The sequence below is a fragment of the Hymenobacter aerophilus DSM 13606 genome (assembly GCF_000382225.1).
Classification (GTDB): Bacteria; Bacteroidota; Bacteroidia; order Cytophagales; family Hymenobacteraceae; genus Hymenobacter; species Hymenobacter aerophilus.
Map to the genome: position 1 here is coordinate 48,591 of NZ_KB907816.1, position 17,713 is coordinate 66,303.

General features: G+C 64.9%; 10 protein-coding genes. 8 read left to right on the forward strand and 2 right to left on the reverse strand.

Annotated elements, in window-relative coordinates:
• Positions 1-50: 50 nt before the first annotated feature.
• The 8 genes from H145_RS0112940 (at position 51) to H145_RS22850 (ending at position 14,421) form a co-directional block, all read left to right on the forward strand.
• Positions 51-1,283, forward strand: a complete 1,233-nt coding sequence (locus H145_RS0112940; RefSeq protein WP_019948583.1) for a M16 family metallopeptidase — start codon at positions 51-53, stop codon at positions 1,281-1,283.
• A gap of 322 nt (positions 1,284-1,605) precedes the next feature.
• The gene (locus H145_RS21230; protein WP_019948584.1) at positions 1,606-2,067 is read left to right on the forward strand and encodes a YDG/SRA domain-containing protein; all 462 of its coding nucleotides are present in this window, start codon (positions 1,606-1,608) and stop codon (positions 2,065-2,067) included.
• A gap of 63 nt (positions 2,068-2,130) precedes the next feature.
• Entirely contained in the window at positions 2,131-3,021 is an 891-nt protein-coding gene (locus H145_RS0112950) for a YDG/SRA domain-containing protein (RefSeq protein ID WP_026351491.1), read from the forward strand.
• Between the two features lie 8 nt (positions 3,022-3,029).
• On the forward strand, positions 3,030-3,674 hold the full coding sequence (locus tag H145_RS0112955; RefSeq protein WP_019948586.1) for an O-methyltransferase: 645 nt from the start codon (positions 3,030-3,032) through the stop codon (positions 3,672-3,674).
• A gap of 232 nt (positions 3,675-3,906) precedes the next feature.
• Entirely contained in the window at positions 3,907-6,852 is a 2,946-nt protein-coding gene (locus H145_RS0112960; RefSeq protein WP_019948587.1) for a TonB-dependent receptor, read from the forward strand.
• A 90-nt stretch (positions 6,853-6,942) separates the two neighbouring features.
• Positions 6,943-9,228 (forward strand): LysM peptidoglycan-binding domain-containing protein, encoded by a 2,286-nt coding sequence (locus H145_RS24880; protein ID WP_083937786.1) that lies wholly within the window; start codon positions 6,943-6,945, stop codon positions 9,226-9,228.
• A 213-nt stretch (positions 9,229-9,441) separates the two neighbouring features.
• Positions 9,442-10,677 (forward strand): MFS transporter, encoded by a 1,236-nt coding sequence (locus H145_RS0112970; protein ID WP_026351492.1) that lies wholly within the window; start codon positions 9,442-9,444, stop codon positions 10,675-10,677.
• A 165-nt stretch (positions 10,678-10,842) separates the two neighbouring features.
• On the forward strand, positions 10,843-14,421 hold the full coding sequence (locus H145_RS22850) for a reprolysin-like metallopeptidase (protein WP_157541527.1): 3,579 nt from the start codon (positions 10,843-10,845) through the stop codon (positions 14,419-14,421).
• Between the two features lie 209 nt (positions 14,422-14,630).
• Here the strand turns inward: H145_RS22850 and H145_RS0112980 are convergent, their stop codons facing one another.
• Entirely contained in the window at positions 14,631-16,784 is a 2,154-nt protein-coding gene (locus H145_RS0112980; RefSeq protein WP_019948591.1) for a hypothetical protein, read from the reverse strand.
• Entirely contained in the window at positions 16,781-17,683 is a 903-nt protein-coding gene (locus H145_RS22855; protein ID WP_157541529.1) for a hypothetical protein, read from the reverse strand. Before H145_RS22855 ends, H145_RS0112980 begins: the two co-directional genes overlap by 4 nt.
• Between the last annotated feature and the right edge of the window lie 30 nt (positions 17,684-17,713).

The window sequence follows — 17,713 nt, forward strand, 5'->3', positions numbered from 1 at the left end:
TTACACGAATGCAAGTTCCTCAGCCCCCAAAGTCCCCAACACCCTACGAAATGACTGATTACGACCTGTACGAGTTGCCCAACGGAATTCGGGTGCTGCATAAGCAGGTTCCGCACACCAAAATTGCCCACTGCGGGTTTCTGCTCGATATTGGTTCGCGCGACGAGAAGCCCCACCAGCTTGGGCTGGCGCACTTCTGGGAGCACATGGCCTTCAAGGGCACCGAGAAGCGCAAGAGCTTTCATATTCTGAACCGCCTCGAAACGGTGGGCGGCGAGCTGAACGCCTATACTACGAAGGAGAAAATCTGCTTTTACGCCTCGCTGCTGAGCACCCACTTCGAGCGCGCCTTCGAGCTGCTGACTGACCTCACCTTTAATTCGGTGTTCCCCGAAAAGGAGATTGAGAAAGAGCGCGGCGTGATTCTGGAGGAAATGGCCATGTACCACGACGCGCCCGAAGACGCCATCCTCGACGACTTCGACGACGTGGTGTTTGCCCGCCACACGCTGGGTCACAACATCCTGGGCACCCGCGAAAGCGTGTCGGGCTTCCAGCAGGCCGATTTCCACCAGTTTCTGGCCGACAACGTGCGCACCGACCGGGTGGTGTTCAGCTCGGTTAGCAACCTGCCGTTCAAGGAGGTGAAGCGCCTGGCCGATAAGTACCTGGCGCCGCTGCCGGCCCGGCTGGGGGCGCGGCCCCGGCTGGCGTTCAGTGGCTACCAGCGGCTGGAGCGGCTGGAGCGCAAGCCCATCACCCAGGCCCACTGCCTCATCGGCGGGCCGGCCTACGCCCTGCACGACGAGCGGCGGATTCCGTTTTTTCTGCTCAGCAACCTGCTCGGCGGCCCCGGCATGAACTCGCGCCTCAACCTGGGCGTGCGCGAAAAGTACGGCCTCGTGTACACCATCGACGCCACCTACTCGCCCTACACCGACACGGGCCTGTTTGGCATCTACTTCGGCACCGAGAAAAAGCAGGTCAACCGCACGGTTTCGCTGGTGCAGAAGGAGCTGAAGCGCCTGCGCGAGCAAACGCTGGGCACCTCGCAGCTGCATACGGCCAAGGAGCAGCTCATGGGCCAGTTGGCTATGGCCGAGGAAAGTAACAGCGGCCTGATGCAGCTGCTGGCCAAAAGCACCCTCGACCTGGGCCGCGTCGAGTCCATTAACGAAATCTTCGACCGCATCCGCCGCATAACCGCCCCCGAGCTGCTGGAGCTGGCCAACGAAATCCTCACCGACGACAACCTGAGCGCCCTCCAGTATGTGCCGGAGTAGGTGAAATGGTGAGGTGGTGAAATAGTGAGTTGACTTTATTGTCATCCTGAGCGCAGCCAAGGACCTTATCACGTCTGAGCAGTCACAACAACGGCTCGTTTTAATGTGATAGGACTTACGCAGAACGACTGTAGCGCGAAGCTTCTGCTTCGCGTATCATTGCTGGTTTTTAGGCGATTATGTTCAACGGTACGCGAAGCGGAAGCTTCGCGCTACAAGCCTATGCTCCCTTTTGCGTAAGTCCTATGTGATAAGGTCCTTCGCTGCGCTCAAGATGACAGGTCCTGCAAACATAAAACTCGCCATTTCACCAAATCACCTTATGCCCATCTTCGGCCACGTCGGCTACTACCGGCCGGGCGATGTGCTGGACAGCCGGCTGGCGCTGAGCCGGGCGGGGCTGCACCGACCCACGCGCACCGGCGTAAGCGGCTCGGCCGAGGAAGGCGCGGAATCCATTATTCTGGCCGACCAGTACGAGGACGACGACTTTCGGGAGCACGACCTGACGTACTCGGGCAGCGGCGGGCGCGACCCGCGCACCGGCCGGCAAACGGCCCACCAGGAGCTAACCGGCCGCAACCTGTATCTGCACAAAAGCCTGGAAACCGGCCGCTCGGTGCGGGTTTTCCGGCGGGTTGCGGTTGATTCGGGCCGCGGCTACCGCTACGAAGGGCTGTACCGGGTGGTAGCGGCCGTGTACGAGCCGGGCAAGGCGGGCTTTCGGGTCTGGAAGTTTCGGCTGGTGCCTGAAAAAAGCAACGGGGCAAAGGCTACATTGTGAAGGATGCGAGTAGGTTTGCAGCCGGCCGGTTACTTTTCCCGGCTTTCCTACCCCTGTTCTCTGATGGCTACTCGTCCGGTACCCGTTCATCTTGGCCCAGTTGCCGGTATCGAGCCGGGGCACGAGTTTCTGCGCCGCTCGGAAGTGAAAGATGCGGGGCTGCACCGGGACTTGTATAAGGGTATTTCGAGCCTTAAAGGCCATCCGGCGGAGGCCATCGTATTATCGGGCGGCTACGAGGACGACCAGGATTTGGGCTCGGTGATACTGTACACCGGCGAAGGCGGCAATCAGGAAGGCCGGCAGGTAGCCGACCAGCAACTAACGAGTGGCAACCGGGCGCTGCAACTCAGCTTCGAGCAGCAAACGCCGGTGCGCGTTATCCGCAAGGTGCAGGAGGGAAAAAGGGCCTTTTACCAGTACGCCGGGCTGTACCTGATTACCCGCTCTTCGGCGCAGCTGGGCCGCTCGGGCCACCTTATCTGGCAGTTCCGGCTGGAAATGCTGACTGCCGAAGCATTGCCGGATTCGGCAGCAACGCTTCTGCAGGAGCCGGCCGTAACCTACGAGCCGGCGCCGCGCCAGCTGGCCCTAACCAGCCGCGTGGTGCGCGACACCCGCCTGATGCGCGCCGTGAAGGAGCTTTACGATTTCAGCTGCCAGGTTTGTGCCGCCCGGCTGCCCACTCCTACCGGGCCCTACGCCGAAGCTGCCCACATCCGGGGCCTCGGCGGCCCGCACCACGGGCCCGACAAGCTCGACAACCTGCTGTGCCTGTGCCCGAACCACCACGTTACCTTCGACCGGGGCAGCTGGTCGGTGAACGATGACGGGACCTTGCAAGGCCAGTCGGGCCGGCTGATGCTGGCTCTGGCCCATGAGGTCAACCCGCTGCACTTACTCTACCACCGGCGCCGCATCTACCAGCCGCACCCGGCGCCTACTCTCTTCTAACGACCCGCATGTACTCTCCCGACGACGCCCAGCGCTACGCCGACGACCACACCAGCCCCGAAAGCCCGCTGCTGGCCCGTCTCAATCGCGAAACCCACGTGCAGGTGCTGCACGCCCGCATGCTGTCGGGGCACGCGCAAGGGCGGCTTTTGAGTATGCTGAGCCACATGGTGCGGCCGCGGCGGGTGCTGGAGCTGGGCACGTTTACCGGCTACTCGGCCCTGTGCCTGGCCGAAGGGCTGGCCCCCGATGGCCTGTTGCACACCGTGGAGCAGAACCCCGAGCTGGCCGGCCGCATCGGGCGTTACGTGGCCGAGGCGGGGTTGGAAGACCGGATTCAACTGCACATTGGCGACGCCCGGCAGGTGGTGCCCGCGCTGGCCGAAACCTGGGATTTGGTGTTCATCGACGCCGACAAAATCAACAACGACACCTACTACGAGCTGGTACTGCCCCAGGTGCGCCCCGGCGGCTTCCTGCTGATTGACAACGTGCTCTGGAACGGCAAGGTACTGCCCGGCTACCCCGTGAAGCCTGCCGACAAAGACACCCACGCCGTGCGCACCTTCAACGCCAAAGTGCAGGCCGATGCGCGGGTGGAAAACGTGCTACTACCCCTGCGCGACGGGCTGCTGCTGGTGCGCAAGCTGTAGCGCAACGGCAGTTTCCAATAGCCCGTCATTCAGAGCGAAGCGAAGAATCTCGCGTGCCACAGCAATTTCTGACGACAGAGTTACCATTACCCGCGAGATTCTTCGCGCTGCTCAGAATGACACGCCTTTTACTTATCAACCGAATCTATTTCAAAAGAAAACGGCGAGTCCGTTAAACGTTGGCGAAAATTTGGCGTCTATGGTGGCTAATGCCTGACTCATTCGCCTGCTGATGCTACGCTTCCTCTTTTCGCTGCTGCTGTTTATCCTTTTGCTGACCACGGCCCGCGCTCAGACGACCGTAAGCGGGCGGGTGCTCGATGCTCAGGACCAGTCGGCGCTGCTGGGGGCCAACGTGGTGCTGCTGCAGCTGCCCGACTCGGTGCGGCGCGGGGCGGCCGTGGATACGGAGGGCGCCTTTACGGTGCCCAACGTGCCGGCGGGACGCTACCGGCTCACGGTGTCGTTTCTGGGTTACCAGGATTTGCAGCGCACCGTGGAAGTGGGCAGCGCGCCGCTGAACCTAGGCGCCCTGACATTGCAGGCCGGGGGCGTAACGCTGAAAGGCGTGGAAGTGGTGGGCCAGGCCGCGGCGGCCGTGCAGAAGGGCGACACGGCCCAGTTCAACGCCGGCTCGTTTAAAACCAACCCCGACGCCAGCGCCGGCGACCTGATTCGCAAAATGCCCGGCGTGACCGTGGACCCCACGACCGGCAAGGTGCAGGCCCAGGGCGAGCAGGTGCAACGGGTGCTGGTGGACGGCAAGGAGTTTTTCGGCAACGACCCCGACGCCGTGCTTAAGAACCTGCCGGCCGAGGTGATTGACAAGATTCAGGTGTACGACCGGGCCTCCGACCAGAGCCAGTTTACGGGTTTCGACGATGGTAACCAGCAGAAAACCATCAACATCGTGACCAAGCCGCAATTCCGCAACGGCAAGTTCGGGCGGGTGGTGGCCGGCTACGGGCCGCTCGACGACCGCTACCGGGTGAGCGGCAACCTGAACAGCTTTAAGGGCAAGCGCCGGCTGAGCGTAGTGGCCCAGACCAACAACATCAACGAGCAGAACTTCGGCACCGACGATTTGCTGGGCGTGGTGGGCGGCTCGGGCGGCGGCGGCCGGGGTGGCCGTGGCGGCGGCCGGGGAGGCCAGGGCGGTGGTGGCGGGGGCAACGCGGGCGACTTTCTGGTGAACCAGCGGGGCGGCATCAGCAAAACGCACGCGCTGGGCCTGAACTACTCCGATACCTGGGGCACAAAAACCGACGTGCAGGGCAGCTACTTTTTCAACCTGAGCGATAACAACAGCACCACCAGCCTGCTACGCCGCTACGTGCCCACCGTGGGCCAGCCCCAGGATTTGCGCTACGCCGAGGATTCGCGCGCCACCAGCCGCAACCTCAACAACCGCTTCAACCTGCGCATCGACCACAAATTCGACTCGCTGAACTCGTTGCTGTGGCGGCCCAGCTTTAGTATGCAGCGCAACACGGGTACCAGCCTGCTCGATGGCAACACCTACCTGGCCCCGGCTGATGCGGCCGGCGCCACCACGCCGCAGGGCGCCAACGCTAGCTCCTACCGCTCGGCCCTGACGGGCCTGACGGGCAGCAGCCAGCTATTGTACCGCCACCGCTTTGCCCGGCGGGGCCGCACGTTTGCGGCGGGCTTCAACGTGGGCTACAACGACAACCGCGGCGACAACAACCTGCTTTCCAGTAACACCTTCTACCGCCAGCAGCAGCCCGTTACCAGCACGCTTAACCAGTTTTCGGAGCTGACCCAGACCGGCTGGAACTGGCGCGGCAGCCTCGACTACACCGAGCCGCTGGGCGAGCACTCGGCCCTGCAGCTGGAATACGACGTGGCCTACACGCCCAATCAATCGGACAAGCGCACCTACGATTTCGTGCCCGCCGAGCAGCAGTACACCCGCCTCAACGACACGCTCAGCTCGGTGTTCCAGAGCAGCTACCTCACCAACTCGGGCGAGCTGAGCTACCGCTACCAGAACAAGGAGCTGCAGTGGTCGGTGGGCGCCGAGGTGCAGGACGCCCGCCTGCAAAGCGACCAGGAGTTTCCGCGGCCCGGCAGCACGCGCCGCTCGTTCCTGAATGTGCTGCCCAACGCCCGGCTGCGCTACAACTTCTCGAAGCAGCAGAACCTGCGCATTAACTACCGCACCAGCACCAATCCGCCCTCCGTCAACCAGTTGCAGGAAGTGGTAAACAACGCCAACCCGCTGCAGCTGACCACCGGCAACCCCAATCTGCGCCAGGAAACCCGCCAGAATTTGTTCGTGCGCTACTCGTCGGCGGTGCCCGAGAAGTCGCGCTCGTTTTTCGCCTTTCTGGGCGGCAGCTACGTGAACAACTACATCACTAACAACACGATATACGCCAGCGGCGCCCCTTTAACGGTTGATGGCATCGTGATTCCGGCCGGCGGCCAGCTCACGCGGCCCGTCAACCTGAGCCGGCAGTATTCGCTGCGCTCCTTTGCCAACTACAGCCAGCCGCTGGCCTTCATCAAATCGAATCTGAGCGTGAATGCCGGGGCCAACTATGCCCAGACGCCGGGCCTGGTATTCGGCGAGCTGAACTACAACCGCACGCCTTCGGCCAGCCTGGGCGTGGGCCTGAGCAGCAACATCAGCCCCGAACTCGACTTCACGCTTTCGTCGAATTCGAGCCAGAGCTGGGTGCGCAACAGCCTGCAGCCGCAGCTCAACAGCCGCTACTTCCGCCAGAACACCAGCCTGCGTCTGAGCTGGATTATCCTCAAGGGCATCACGCTCAAGTCTGATGTCAACCACCAGCTGTACTCGGGCCTGGCGGCGGGCTACAACCAGAACTTTGTACTCTGGAATGCCTCGCTGGGCAAGAAGATTTTCGCCAATCAGCGGGGCGAAATCCAGCTGTTTGCCTTCGATTTGCTGGGCCAGAACAACAGCATCCAGCGCAACATTGCCGCCGCCTACACCGAGGACGTGCAAACCAACATCCTGCAGCGCTACTTCCTGCTGAGCTTCACCTACAACATCCGCAGCTTCGGCGGCGGCGCCGGCAACCCCACCGACTTCGAGCGCGGCGGCCGCGACACCAACGACGGCCCGCGCCCCGGCGGCTATGGCCGGCCCGGCGGCGGGGGCGGCGGGGGCCGGCCCGGCGGCTTTTAGCCCAGCCGCTGATTTTTGCGCTATTTTGCGGGCCGACGAGGCTGGTGCGGCACCCATTGCCGGCCGTTGCGCCTCCGGTTTGTCTCCGTCATGAAGCGAATTTACTTATTGCTACTATTGCTGCTCCCGCTGTTGGGCGTGGCCCAAACTGTGCCCGTGCCGGCCAACCTGCTGCTGGGCAACCTGCGCCTGCGCCTCACGCCGGGCGGCCAAGCGGCCGTGCAGCAGAAGGTGGATGCACTGCGCCGCCACCCGGCTTCGTTCCAGGCCAAAGTGGTGCTGGCTGATGCGTATTTCCCCATTATCGACCGGGTGTTTCAGCAGGAAGGGCTGCCGCTGGATTTCCGCTACCTGGCCATCCACGAAAGCGGTTTGCAGGGCAACGCCCAGAGCATCAGCGACGCCATTGGCTACTGGCAGTTCAAGCGCGAGTCGGCGCAGGATTTTGGGCTGCTGATGAACGAGGCGGTGGATGAGCGCAAGCATATTGTGGCCTCCTCGAAGGCGGCGGCCCAGTATCTGCTGCGCAACAACAAAACGTTTCATAACTGGATCAACACCCTCATCAGCTACAACCTGGGCCTGACCGGGGCCAAACCCTACACGCTGCCCACCGATTACGACGCCACCGAAATGGAAATTTCGGAGCGCACCAACGGCTACGTGCTCACGTTTCTGGCCCACAAGGTGGCCTTTGAGCCGGCTCTGAACCTCAACCCAAGGCCGCCGCTGCTGTTCCAAGAGTTTCCGGCCCCGGCCGGGCAGCCGCTGGCTCTGCTGGCTACCAGCCTGCGCCTGAATCCCGAGGAGCTGGCCAAGTACAACCGCTGGCTGCTGGCCCCCACCGTGCCCACTGACCGCGTGTACACCGTGCTGGTACCCATCACCGACCCGGCCCAGCTGACGCTGCTGGCCGCCCAGCAGAAGTCGGCCGCCGCCACCCAACTGCTCACCCCGCCCACCCCCGACCCCGAAAACGCCGAGCTGGTGCGCGTAAACGGCCTGCGCGCTTTGGTGGCCCTGCCCGGCGACACCAAGGAAAGCCTGGCCCGCCGCGGCAACCTCAAGCTGCGGCGCTTTCTGAAGTACAACGACCTGTACGCCTTCGACCAGATTGTGCCCGGCCAGCCCTATTTTCTGCAGAAGAAGCGCGACAAAGCGGCCGTAGAATACCACGTAACCCAGCCCGGCGAAAGCGTGCTGAGTGTGTCGCAGAAGTACGGGCTGCGGGCTAAAGCTATCTGGCAGAAAAACCGCATGGCCCGCAACGAGGAGCTGCGCGCCGGCCGGGTGCTGTGGCTGCAGCACACCCGGCCCAAAACCACGCCCATCGAGTACGTGGACAGCCAGAACCGCGCCGCGCTGGCCGCCTTCGAGCAGCCCGTAAGCAGCACCCCGGCCCCCGCCCCAGCTCCTGCCCGCAAGCGCACCAACGACGCCGAGCCCTACCGCGGCAGCACCGCCCGCGCCAGCCGCACGCTGGAGGACGCCGTGGAAGACGACTCAGCCGCCGAAGCCGACGCCCAAGTGGAAAGCATAAACGAACAGCCCGCCGCCCCGGCTCCTGCTGCTCCGGCTCCTGTCGCTACTCCGGCTCCGGCTACCCCCGCGCCGGCTCCCGCAAAGCCGGCCCCAGCTCCGGCACCTGTCCCGGCTTCGTCGCTGCCACCGCGCCGGCCGCTACCCGCCCCGCGCCCCGTAGCCGACGAGCCCCGCGACGGGTCGGCGGCGCCCGCCTCCACCCCAACTGACACGCCGCGGCCTGCTTCGGTCTGGCGGCCTGCTCCCACTCCGGCCCCGCAGCCGGCCGCTCCTGCGCCGGTTGCTACGCCAGTTCCGGCAACGTCGGCGACTCCGGTTGCTACCCCGACCCCGGCTGTTAAGCCAGTTCCTGCGCCGACGGCCGTAACTCCGGCGGCGCCAGCCTCCTCACCAGCCCCGGAAGTTGCTGCCGCACCTGCTGCCGGCCCGCCCACTATTGTGGAGCCGGTACCGGCCAGCGGTTTGCACACCGTCGAGCCCAAGGAAAACCTGTATTCGGTGGCCCGCCGCTTCAAGCTGCGCCCGGCCGATATCATTGCCTGGAATGAGCTGCCGGCCAATCCGTCGCTGAAAATCGGGCAGGTGCTGCGCGTAGCGGCTCCGGCGGTTACCGATGCGCCGGCCGCTACCACTACCCCGAACGGCACCCCGGCTTCGCCGGCTCCTGCTACGGCCCCGGCGGTAGTGCGCCACACGGTGCAGCCGGGCGAGACGCTTTACGCCATTTCGCGCCGCTACAGCGTTACCATCAAGCAGCTTATGGAGTGGAACGGCAAGCCCGATTTTGCCGTGAAGCCCGGCGAAGTGCTAGTGGTAACGCCGCCGGCCCAGTAGCCTGGGCTCCCACCAGCTGCCCCACTTTTTCAGCCCTGCCGAAACCGTGCAGCCTATTCATCTGGCGCGCGTTTCGGCGGGGCTGCTTTTTTAGCCGTAGCACTTTATTAGAAAGACTGAATACTGCTGCCTCATGTGCATCAGCAGCTTCTATTTCGGTCACTCAGTCCGGCGTGCTGAAGCCCGGCCCAGCCGCCGTACCTTTGCGGCCGCATGGCTTCTTCGCTTACTACTACGGCCCCCGCGCCCCGGCCGCCCCGCGTGTACACGGTCGGCTTCTGGCTGATGTGCCTTTCGTCGCTCCTGTTTTTCATGAGCTTCAACATGCTGCTGCCCGAGCTGCCCGACTACCTCACGGGGCTGGGCGGCGGCGAGTATAAAGGCTACATCATTGCCCTGTTCACGCTCACGGCGGGCCTCTCGCGGCCGTTTTCGGGCAAGCTGGCCGATACGGTGGGGCGCATTCCGGTGATGGTGTTCGGCTCGCTGGTGTGCTTTATCTGCGGCTTCTTTTATCCGTTTACCGTTACGGTAGTGGGGTTTCTGGGGCTGCGGCTGCTGCACGGTTTCAGCACCGGCTTCAAGCCCACCGGCACGGCCGCCTTCATTGCCGACATTGTGCCGCTGGCCCGCCGTGGCGAGGCTATGGGGCTGCTGGGCGTGGCCGGCTCGGTGGGCATGGCCGCCGGCCCCACACTGGGCTCGTGGCTGGCGGCGCACTTCTCGCTCAACGTGCTGTTCTACTGCTCCTCGGGCCTGGCCCTGCTCAGCCTGATTGTGCAGGGCACCATGACCGAAACGCTGGCCCCGGCCCAGCGGCAGCGCTTCAGCTGGAAGCTGCTCAAGATTGAAAGCTGGCAGGAAGTGTTTGAGCCCCGCGTGCTGGTGCCGGCCGCGGCCACGCTGCTGTTCCTGTTTCCGTTCGGCGCCATTTTCACGGTGGTGCCCGACCAGAGCCGGGTGCTGGGCCTCACGGGCGAAAGCAAGGGGCTGTTTTACCTCTGCTACACCGGCGCCTCGCTGGTGGTGCGCCTGGTGGGCGGCCGCAGCTCCGATAAATACGGCCGGGTGCCGGTGCTTATCGGCTCGTCGGGCATTATGGTAGCGGCGCTGCTACTGCTGGCCTTCGCCAGCACGGTGCCGATTTTTCTGGCCGGCGCCATGCTGTTCGGGCTGGGCACCGGGCTCAACTCGCCCACCATTTATGCCTGGACGGTGGATTTGAGCCACCCCGAACGGCGCGGCCGGGCCGTTTCCACGATGTACATGGCCCTGGAGGCGGGCATCGGCATCGGGGCTTTGCTGGCGGGCTGGATATTCAGCAACGAGCCGGCCCATTTGCCCTTCGTGCACCTGGCCAGCGCCGGTAGCGTGCTGCTGGGGCTGGTTTTCCTGCTGACAATGCGGCGCCGGGTGCCGGCCGTGCTGGAGGAGCAGCCGCAGGCCTGAACCGGCGTTAGACAGGCGCAATACAAGGCATCGTCGTGAGCATCCTACTTATTGCCATTTTGGCAATAAATCCTGCAGACTGCCGACAAAACTTCTATATTGAGGGCGCTTTCTCTGTGCAGAGCGGGCGCCCCTTTCTGTTCTTTGCCCTTCCACAACTACTTGATGCAACCACTTTCTACTCTGCTGTACCGGAAGGCGTGGCGGCCGCTGCTGGCGGGCTCGGCCCTGCTGCTGGCGGGCGCTCCGGCAGCTCAGGCCCAGCGCGTGCTGTGGGCCGATGCGCCCCAGGCGCCGGCTCAGGCCCGGGCGGCTACCCAGGCCCTGACCCACTTCCGGACGGTTGAATTTCAGCTTGATGCCGTACGCAACGCCCTGAAAACTGCGCCGCCCGAGCGGGCTGCCAACCGGGGTTCGGCCACCGTTATTTCGCTGCCCCTGCCCAACGGCACTTCGCAGCGGTTCCGGGTAGAGCAGGTGCCGGTGATGGCGCCCGCGCTGGCGGCCCGCTACCCCAACATCCGCACCTACGTAGCCCAGGGCCTCGACGACCCGTCGGCCACGGCCCGCCTGGATGTTACGCCGGCCGGCTTCCACGCCCAGATTCTGGCCGCCGGCTACACTGTTTATATCGACCCGGCTGCCAAGGGCAGCAACACGCACCTCGTGTTCGAGCGGCGCAACATGTTGCTGCCGGCCTTTGTGTGCGCCGTGCCCTCGCCCGATGGCAGCGAGCCGGAAGTGCAGCTGACCACCGCCCAGCGGGCCGCCGTAGCCAACGGCGCCACCCTGCGTACCTACCGGCTGGCGCTGGCCGCCACGGCCGAATACTCGGCTTTCCACGGCGGCACCAAGGAAAAGGTAATGGCCGCTATGGCCACCACCATGAACCGCGTAAACGGCATTTACGAGCGCGAAGTGGCCGTGCGCATGGTGATAGTACCCGACAATGACACCCTGATTTATTTCGACGCCGCCGCCGACCCGTATACCAACAACAACGGGAGTGCGATGCTCAATGAGAACCAGACCAACGTCGATAAGCTCATCGGTAACGCCAACTACGATATCGGCCACGTGTTCAGCACCAACGGCGGGGGCGTAGCCCAGCGTCCTTCGGTCTGCATCAACACGGGCAAGGCCCGCGGCGTAACCGGCACCAGCAGCCCCGTTGGCGACGCCTTCGATGTAGACTACGTAGCGCACGAAATGGGCCACCAGTTTGGCGGCGACCACACCTTCAACAGCCAGACGGGCTCGTGCGGAGGCGGCAACCGGGCCGCTACAGCGGCCTACGAGCCGGGCTCGGGCACGACCATTATGGCCTACGCGGGCATCTGCGGGGCCGATAACACCCAGCCCAACTCCGACGCCTTTTTCCACTCGCGCAGCTTCGACCAGATTGTGGCCCACATTACGGGTACCGGCAACTGCTCGGTGAACACGCCCACCGGCAACACGGCTCCGGTCGTGAATGCCGGCCGCAACTACGCCATTCCGGTCAGCACGCCGTTCACGCTCACCGGCTCGGCTACCGACGTCAACAACGACGCCCTGACCTACTCGTGGGAGCAGTACAATCTCGGCCCGGCCGGCGCCCCGAACGCTCCTTCGGGCGATGCGCCGCTGTTCCGCGTGTTCTCGCCGACTGCCAGCCCTTCGCGCACGTTCCCGCGCCTGAGCGACATTCTCAACAACACCCAGACCAAAGGCGAGCTGCTGCCCACGTACGGTCGCCGGCTCATCTTCCGCCTCGTGGCCCGCGACAACCGGGCCGGTGGCGGCGGGGTCGATTACGACTCGATGAATGTAGTGGTGGTGCCGACGGCCGGCCCGTTTGTGGTAACGGCTCCCAACTCGGCCGGCACCACCTGGCTGGTGGGCGCGCCGCAGCAGGTTAGCTGGGATGTGGCCAACACCACCCAGGCCCCCATCAGCGCCGCCAACGTCGATATTCTGCTCTCGACCGACGGCGGCCTGACCTTCCCGACGACGCTGCTGGCGGGTACGCCCAACGACGGCTACCAGACCCTGACGCTGCCGGCCAGCGTGGCTGCTACTACCAAGGCCCGCATCAAGGTGCAGGCCACGGATGGAGTTTTCTTCGATGTATCGGATCAGAATTTCAAGATTGACGTGCCGACCGGCCCGACCTTCTTTCTGCAGGGCCCCGCCGGTACGGCTGGCGAGTTGAGCTTCTGCGCCGGCAGCTCGGGTACGCTGGCCCTCACCGTGGGCCAGCTGCAGGGCTTCACCGGCCAGGTAACGCTGGCTGCTACGAACCTGCCGGCCGGCGTAACGGTTACCTTCCCCGCCCCCACGGTGGCGGCCGGCACCAACACCACGGCTACTATTACCGCCACCAGCGCCGCTGTTTCGGGCACTTACACGCTGCAGCTGACGGGCGTGAGCGGCACCGATACGCGCACGCTCGATGTGCGGCTAACCATTCTGCCGGGCGTTACCGAGGCGCCAAAGATTACGGCCCCGGCCACTGCCAGCACCCGCACCAGCCTGCGCCCCAGCATCACCTGGTCGCCGGTAACCAATGCCACCGGCTACGAGGTGCAGCTGGCGCTGGATGCCGCCTTCACGACGGGCGTTATCACCCAGACCATCAGCCCGGCTAATTCCTACGTGCCGAACCAGCTGCAGGCTGCTACCCAGTACTTTGTGCGGGTGCGGGCGCTTAGCGGCTGCGGGGCGGGCCCCTACTCGGCCGTCATCAACTTCACGACCGGTACCCAGACCTGCCAGACGCTGGCGGCCACCAACGTGCCGCTCACGATTTCGGCAACGGGTACGGCGACCATCACCTCGGTTATTGCCGTCAGCAACACCAACCGCACCGCCAACATCCGGGTGCGCAACCTGGCCATCACGCATGCGGATGTAAGCGAGCTGGAAATCTCGCTGACCAACCCCGCCGGCCGCCGCGTAGTGCTGTTTCCGCGCCTGTGCCCCGGCACCGGCAACCTCAGCCTGAGCTTCGACGACGCGGCCACGGCGCCCCTGGCCTGCCCGCTGGTTAGCGGCTCGACGGTGCGCCCCTTCAACTCGTTTGGCGAGCTGCTCAACTCGCCCTCCAACGGCAACTGGACGCTGACCATTGTGGACAACAAGCCCGGCAACGGCGGCTCGCTCACGGGTTGGAGCCTGGAAATCTGCACGCTGGATGAGCTGCCCCTGGCGCCTACGTCGCTGACGGCACTGGCCCCGGTAGCCACCGCTACGGGCGCCGACATCGACCTGATCTGGCTCGATAACGCCACCAACGAAACCGGCTACGAGATTGAGCGCGCCCTGGCGCCCTCCACCACGTTTGTCAAAGTAGGCACCGTGGCCGCCGGCACCAGCTTCTACACCGACAAGGTGACGGCCAATGGCCAGTACTGCTACCGCGTGCGGGCCATCAATGCGGCCGGCGCTTCGGACTACTCGAACCAGGCCTGCCAGACGGTTTCGGTGGTTACGCGCACTGTGGCTGCTGCGCTGCAGGGCATTGAAGTAGCCCCGAACCCCAGCACCGGCCAGTTCCGGGTGCGCATCGGCAACGACCAGCGCGGCCCCGTTACGCTACGCGTTACCGACGCCGTAGGCCGTTTGGTACAGACCCGGACGCTGACCAAAGGCGCGGCCGAGCTGCAAACCAGCCTCGACCTGAGCCCCCTCAGCCCCGGTATCTACCAGCTGCACCTCGACCTGCCCAAAGGCACGAGCGTGGTGCGCCTGCTGAAGCAGTAGAGCTTAGAGCTTAGAGCTTAGAGCTTAGAGCTTAGAGCTTAGAAAAAACGGTCATCCTTCGCTTGCGGGCGGAGGATGACCGTTTTTTTGTGCGCCTTCATATAGGTTGGACTGGACAGCCGAATTGCACGGCCGCGCCTATTTAGCGGGCGCCTTTCTGACTGTAAGCCTCGCCTCAAGCTTTATAATTAAGCCCTAAAACCTAGCCCTTAAAACCGGTAGCGCAGTTGGGCCTTCACGTCGGAGCGGCGGTTGCCCTGAATTTCGTCGAGGCCGGAGCCGACGGTGGTTTGGTGGCGGTAATGGGTGTCGGCGTAGCGGAGCCAGAACGTGAGGTGGCGGTTGACATCGATTTGGGCCAGCACGTAGGTGCGGGTGCCCTGGCCGGAAAGCACCGGGATGGAGAAGGCGTAGAGCACGTCCTGCTCGAACACGTACTGGCGGGTGTCGTAGTCGTCGGTGTCGAAGAGGGCGTAGCGGGCCGAGAGGCGCAGGCGGCGCAGGGGCTGCACCGTCACGTCCTGGGCCAGCACGTAGCCGTGGCGGGCGGGGCCGCCGTCTTCGCGGTAGCTACTGCCCTGCACGCGGGTGCGCAAACTAAGTTGGGGCAGCGGGCTGGTGTCATAATAGAAAAGCAGGCTGCGGCGCTGGGTGGGCACGGGCAGCGGCACGGCCCGCAGGGTGTCGGCGTCGTAGGGCTTGGTGCGCTGGCGCAGCTGGGCGTAGAGCAGGCTTGTTTTGGTGGGGCTGAAAGTGAGGCGTACCAGCCAGTCGTGGCCCGCGCCGGGGGCGCCAGCCTGATAGCGCAGCCACGGAAAGCTGAACCGGTCGTAGTAGGCCGAGGCCTCCCAGCGGGGCGCGGGCCGCACTTTCAGGCCCACGTACAACCCATTTTCGTTGATGTTGCGCGAGTTTTCGCCGAACGCATTACCGTAGAGCGTGTGGAAGTCGCGGGCGTAGTGGCGCTGCAGCACCGATACATCGACGGCCGGCGAGAGGCTGGCCAGCAGCCCGTTGACGGTGCCCAGGCCGCCGCCCGCGCTGCGGGCCGTTTCGCCGAACAGCAGCAGGTTGCGCCACACGTAGCTGTAGTGCGCGCCCACCGCCAGATTCCGGTCGCCGCGCAGCTCGTACTTATTATATAGCTCGTCGCGGCGCTGCAGGGGCTTGTCGAACTGGGTGTTGACGGCCGTGGCGCCGATTTGCAGGTCGCCATCGGGGCTGGTGTACTGGGCGTGGCCGCCGAGCACGGTTTCCTGCAGCACTTCGCGGTTGGCCAGCTCGGTGGGCGTGCGGTGGAAGCCGCTCAGCTGCAGACCCGACGTAAACTCGCGGAACTCGGCCAGTGAATCCTGGGCCTGCTGCAGCGAGGCATCAACCCGCTTGCGCGAGCCGAACACGGTGGCCCGCACCGTAGGCGTAATGGCCACGGTGGCCGCCGCGCCCCGAAAAAACGAGTTTTCGAGCACCGAGGCGTAGGGCCGCACGCCCACCGAGCTGCGGCGCACGGTGGTAATGGTTTCGGCCCCCTTGCCCACCACAAACCCCGACGACAGCAGCAAGCCCTGCCCGAATTGCAGCTGGTAGTCGCCCAAAGCCAGCGTTTTCAGTCGGCCCCACTCCTGCACCACGAAGTGGGCCGAGTAGAAATCGGCGCCGTAGCGGCGGGTGGCGGGGTCCCATATGAGCTGCTCGCCGGCGTCTTTTTCGGCCGTGAAACCCAGGCTGAAGTCGCGGCTGCGGCTGACGCGGTAGCGCAGCAGCAGCTTATCGGGCGAGCCCAGGTAGCGGGTGGCGGGGCGGCCGGTGCTGGTGGTATCGGCCGGGCCGTAGCCGGGGCGGCCCTGCACAGTGCGCTCGTAGCGCAGAAACAGGGCGTTGTTTTCTTCGCGGGCAATGCGCTGCCACAGGTTGCCGCGCACGGCATTGGGGTCGCCCGTCAGCACCGACACGAAGGGGGCAATGCGGTAGATGGTGCGCAAATCGTAGCCCTCGATGCTTTGCAGCTCGTAGAAGCTCAGCAGCGCGCCGGTGCGCTGGCGGTGCTCCAGCAGGTGGGTTATCTGGGTTTCGGAGAGCAGCAGCAAGCTTCGCAGCTCGTCGCGGGTGGCCAGATTTAGGTTGAGCGGGGTCTGGTAGTAGAGCAGCAGCGTTTCGTAGAGGTCCTCGTAGGCCACGCCGCTTTCGTCGCTCTGGATTTCGGCAAACAGCTCCTGGGTCAGCCGGTCGAGGTCGGGCACGGGCGGGCGCGGGTAGTCCTGGCCGCAGGCCGAAGCAACGGCCAGCAGCAGGCCGGCCGCAGTCAGCAGCAGAGGCAGCCGGCGGCGGCCCGGCAGACGGGGTAGCAACAGGCGCGGCTTCATGGCTTACCGGGCTTTTCCCACACGTAGGCGGCACTCAGCTGCTGACTCAGGCCCAGCGTTTCGTGCCAGCCGGCGGCGTAATCAATTCGGAAGGCGCCGGTGCGAAGGCCCAGGCCGCCGGTAAGCTGGCTGGTGAGCGTGCTCAGGCCGGCGCGCAGGGCCAGAGCCGGCAGCGGCTGGTATTCGAGGCCGGCCTTGAAATCGGCATCCTGCTCCACGTCCTTCTCGGTTTCCACCAGCAGCAGCACCTTTTCGGCGGGGCGCCAGGCCAGGCCGGCGCGCAGCACGGTGGGCACGCGCTCGTCCTGGTACTCGGCCAGCCGAGCCTGGTTGAGGTTGTAGAGCGTGGCCCCGAAGGTGAGTTTGCGCGGAATGATATCGGCCTGCCCGCCCAGCGAAGCGGCTACCGCCCGGCGGCTCCCGAGGCCCTGAATGCTGGTTTGCAGCACCTCTACCCGGGCCCCCACGCGCACGGTACCCAGCTGGTAGCCGTAGCCCAGCCCCAGCCGCTGCTCCGAGTACAACGTGCCGCCGAACCGCTGGGCCGTAACGCCCACCGTGCCGTAGCGCGGCGCCTCAGCCCCGGCAATAGTCGCCGCGACGCCCGCCACCGGTGCGGCGGCCGGGGCCCCGGCACTGCGGTAGCCAAGCGGCACGGCCACCACCAGCGACACGGTATTGAGCGTGGGCAGCAAATACCGATTTTCGGCCCCCACGCCCACGGTGGGGCGGCTGAGCTGGCCCAGCGCGGCGGCATTGGCGGCGCCGGCCCAGCCGTCGGCTTCGAGCACGCTGCCAACTTGGCCCAGCGCGGCCGAGCGGGCGCCCCACAAGCCCTGCGCACGGGATATAAGCGGCAGCCCGGTCAAAAGAACTACCAACAAGTAGATTTTCGCCATAGAGCAGCCGTTAAGCAGTTGAACTGCTGG

What these genes read in the sequence shown, in the direction of transcription:
- H145_RS24880 (WP_083937786.1), top strand. Translation starts at nt 6,943, where the DNA reads ATGAAGCGAATTTACTTATTGCTACTATTGCTGCTCCCGCTGTTGGGC.
- H145_RS0112970 (WP_026351492.1), top strand. Translation starts at nt 9,442, where the DNA reads ATGGCTTCTTCGCTTACTACTACGGCCCCCGCGCCCCGGCCGCCCCGC.
- H145_RS0112950 (WP_026351491.1), top strand. Translation starts at nt 2,131, where the DNA reads ATGGCTACTCGTCCGGTACCCGTTCATCTTGGCCCAGTTGCCGGTATC.
- H145_RS0112960 (WP_019948587.1), top strand. Translation starts at nt 3,907, where the DNA reads ATGCTACGCTTCCTCTTTTCGCTGCTGCTGTTTATCCTTTTGCTGACC.
- H145_RS22850 (WP_157541527.1), top strand. Translation starts at nt 10,843, where the DNA reads ATGCAACCACTTTCTACTCTGCTGTACCGGAAGGCGTGGCGGCCGCTG.
- H145_RS21230 (WP_019948584.1), top strand. Translation starts at nt 1,606, where the DNA reads ATGCCCATCTTCGGCCACGTCGGCTACTACCGGCCGGGCGATGTGCTG.
- H145_RS0112955 (WP_019948586.1), top strand. Translation starts at nt 3,030, where the DNA reads ATGTACTCTCCCGACGACGCCCAGCGCTACGCCGACGACCACACCAGC.
- H145_RS22855 (WP_157541529.1), bottom strand. Translation starts at nt 17,683, where the DNA reads ATGGCGAAAATCTACTTGTTGGTAGTTCTTTTGACCGGGCTGCCGCTT.
- H145_RS0112940 (WP_019948583.1), top strand. Translation starts at nt 51, where the DNA reads ATGACTGATTACGACCTGTACGAGTTGCCCAACGGAATTCGGGTGCTG.
- H145_RS0112980 (WP_019948591.1), bottom strand. Translation starts at nt 16,784, where the DNA reads ATGAAGCCGCGCCTGTTGCTACCCCGTCTGCCGGGCCGCCGCCGGCTG.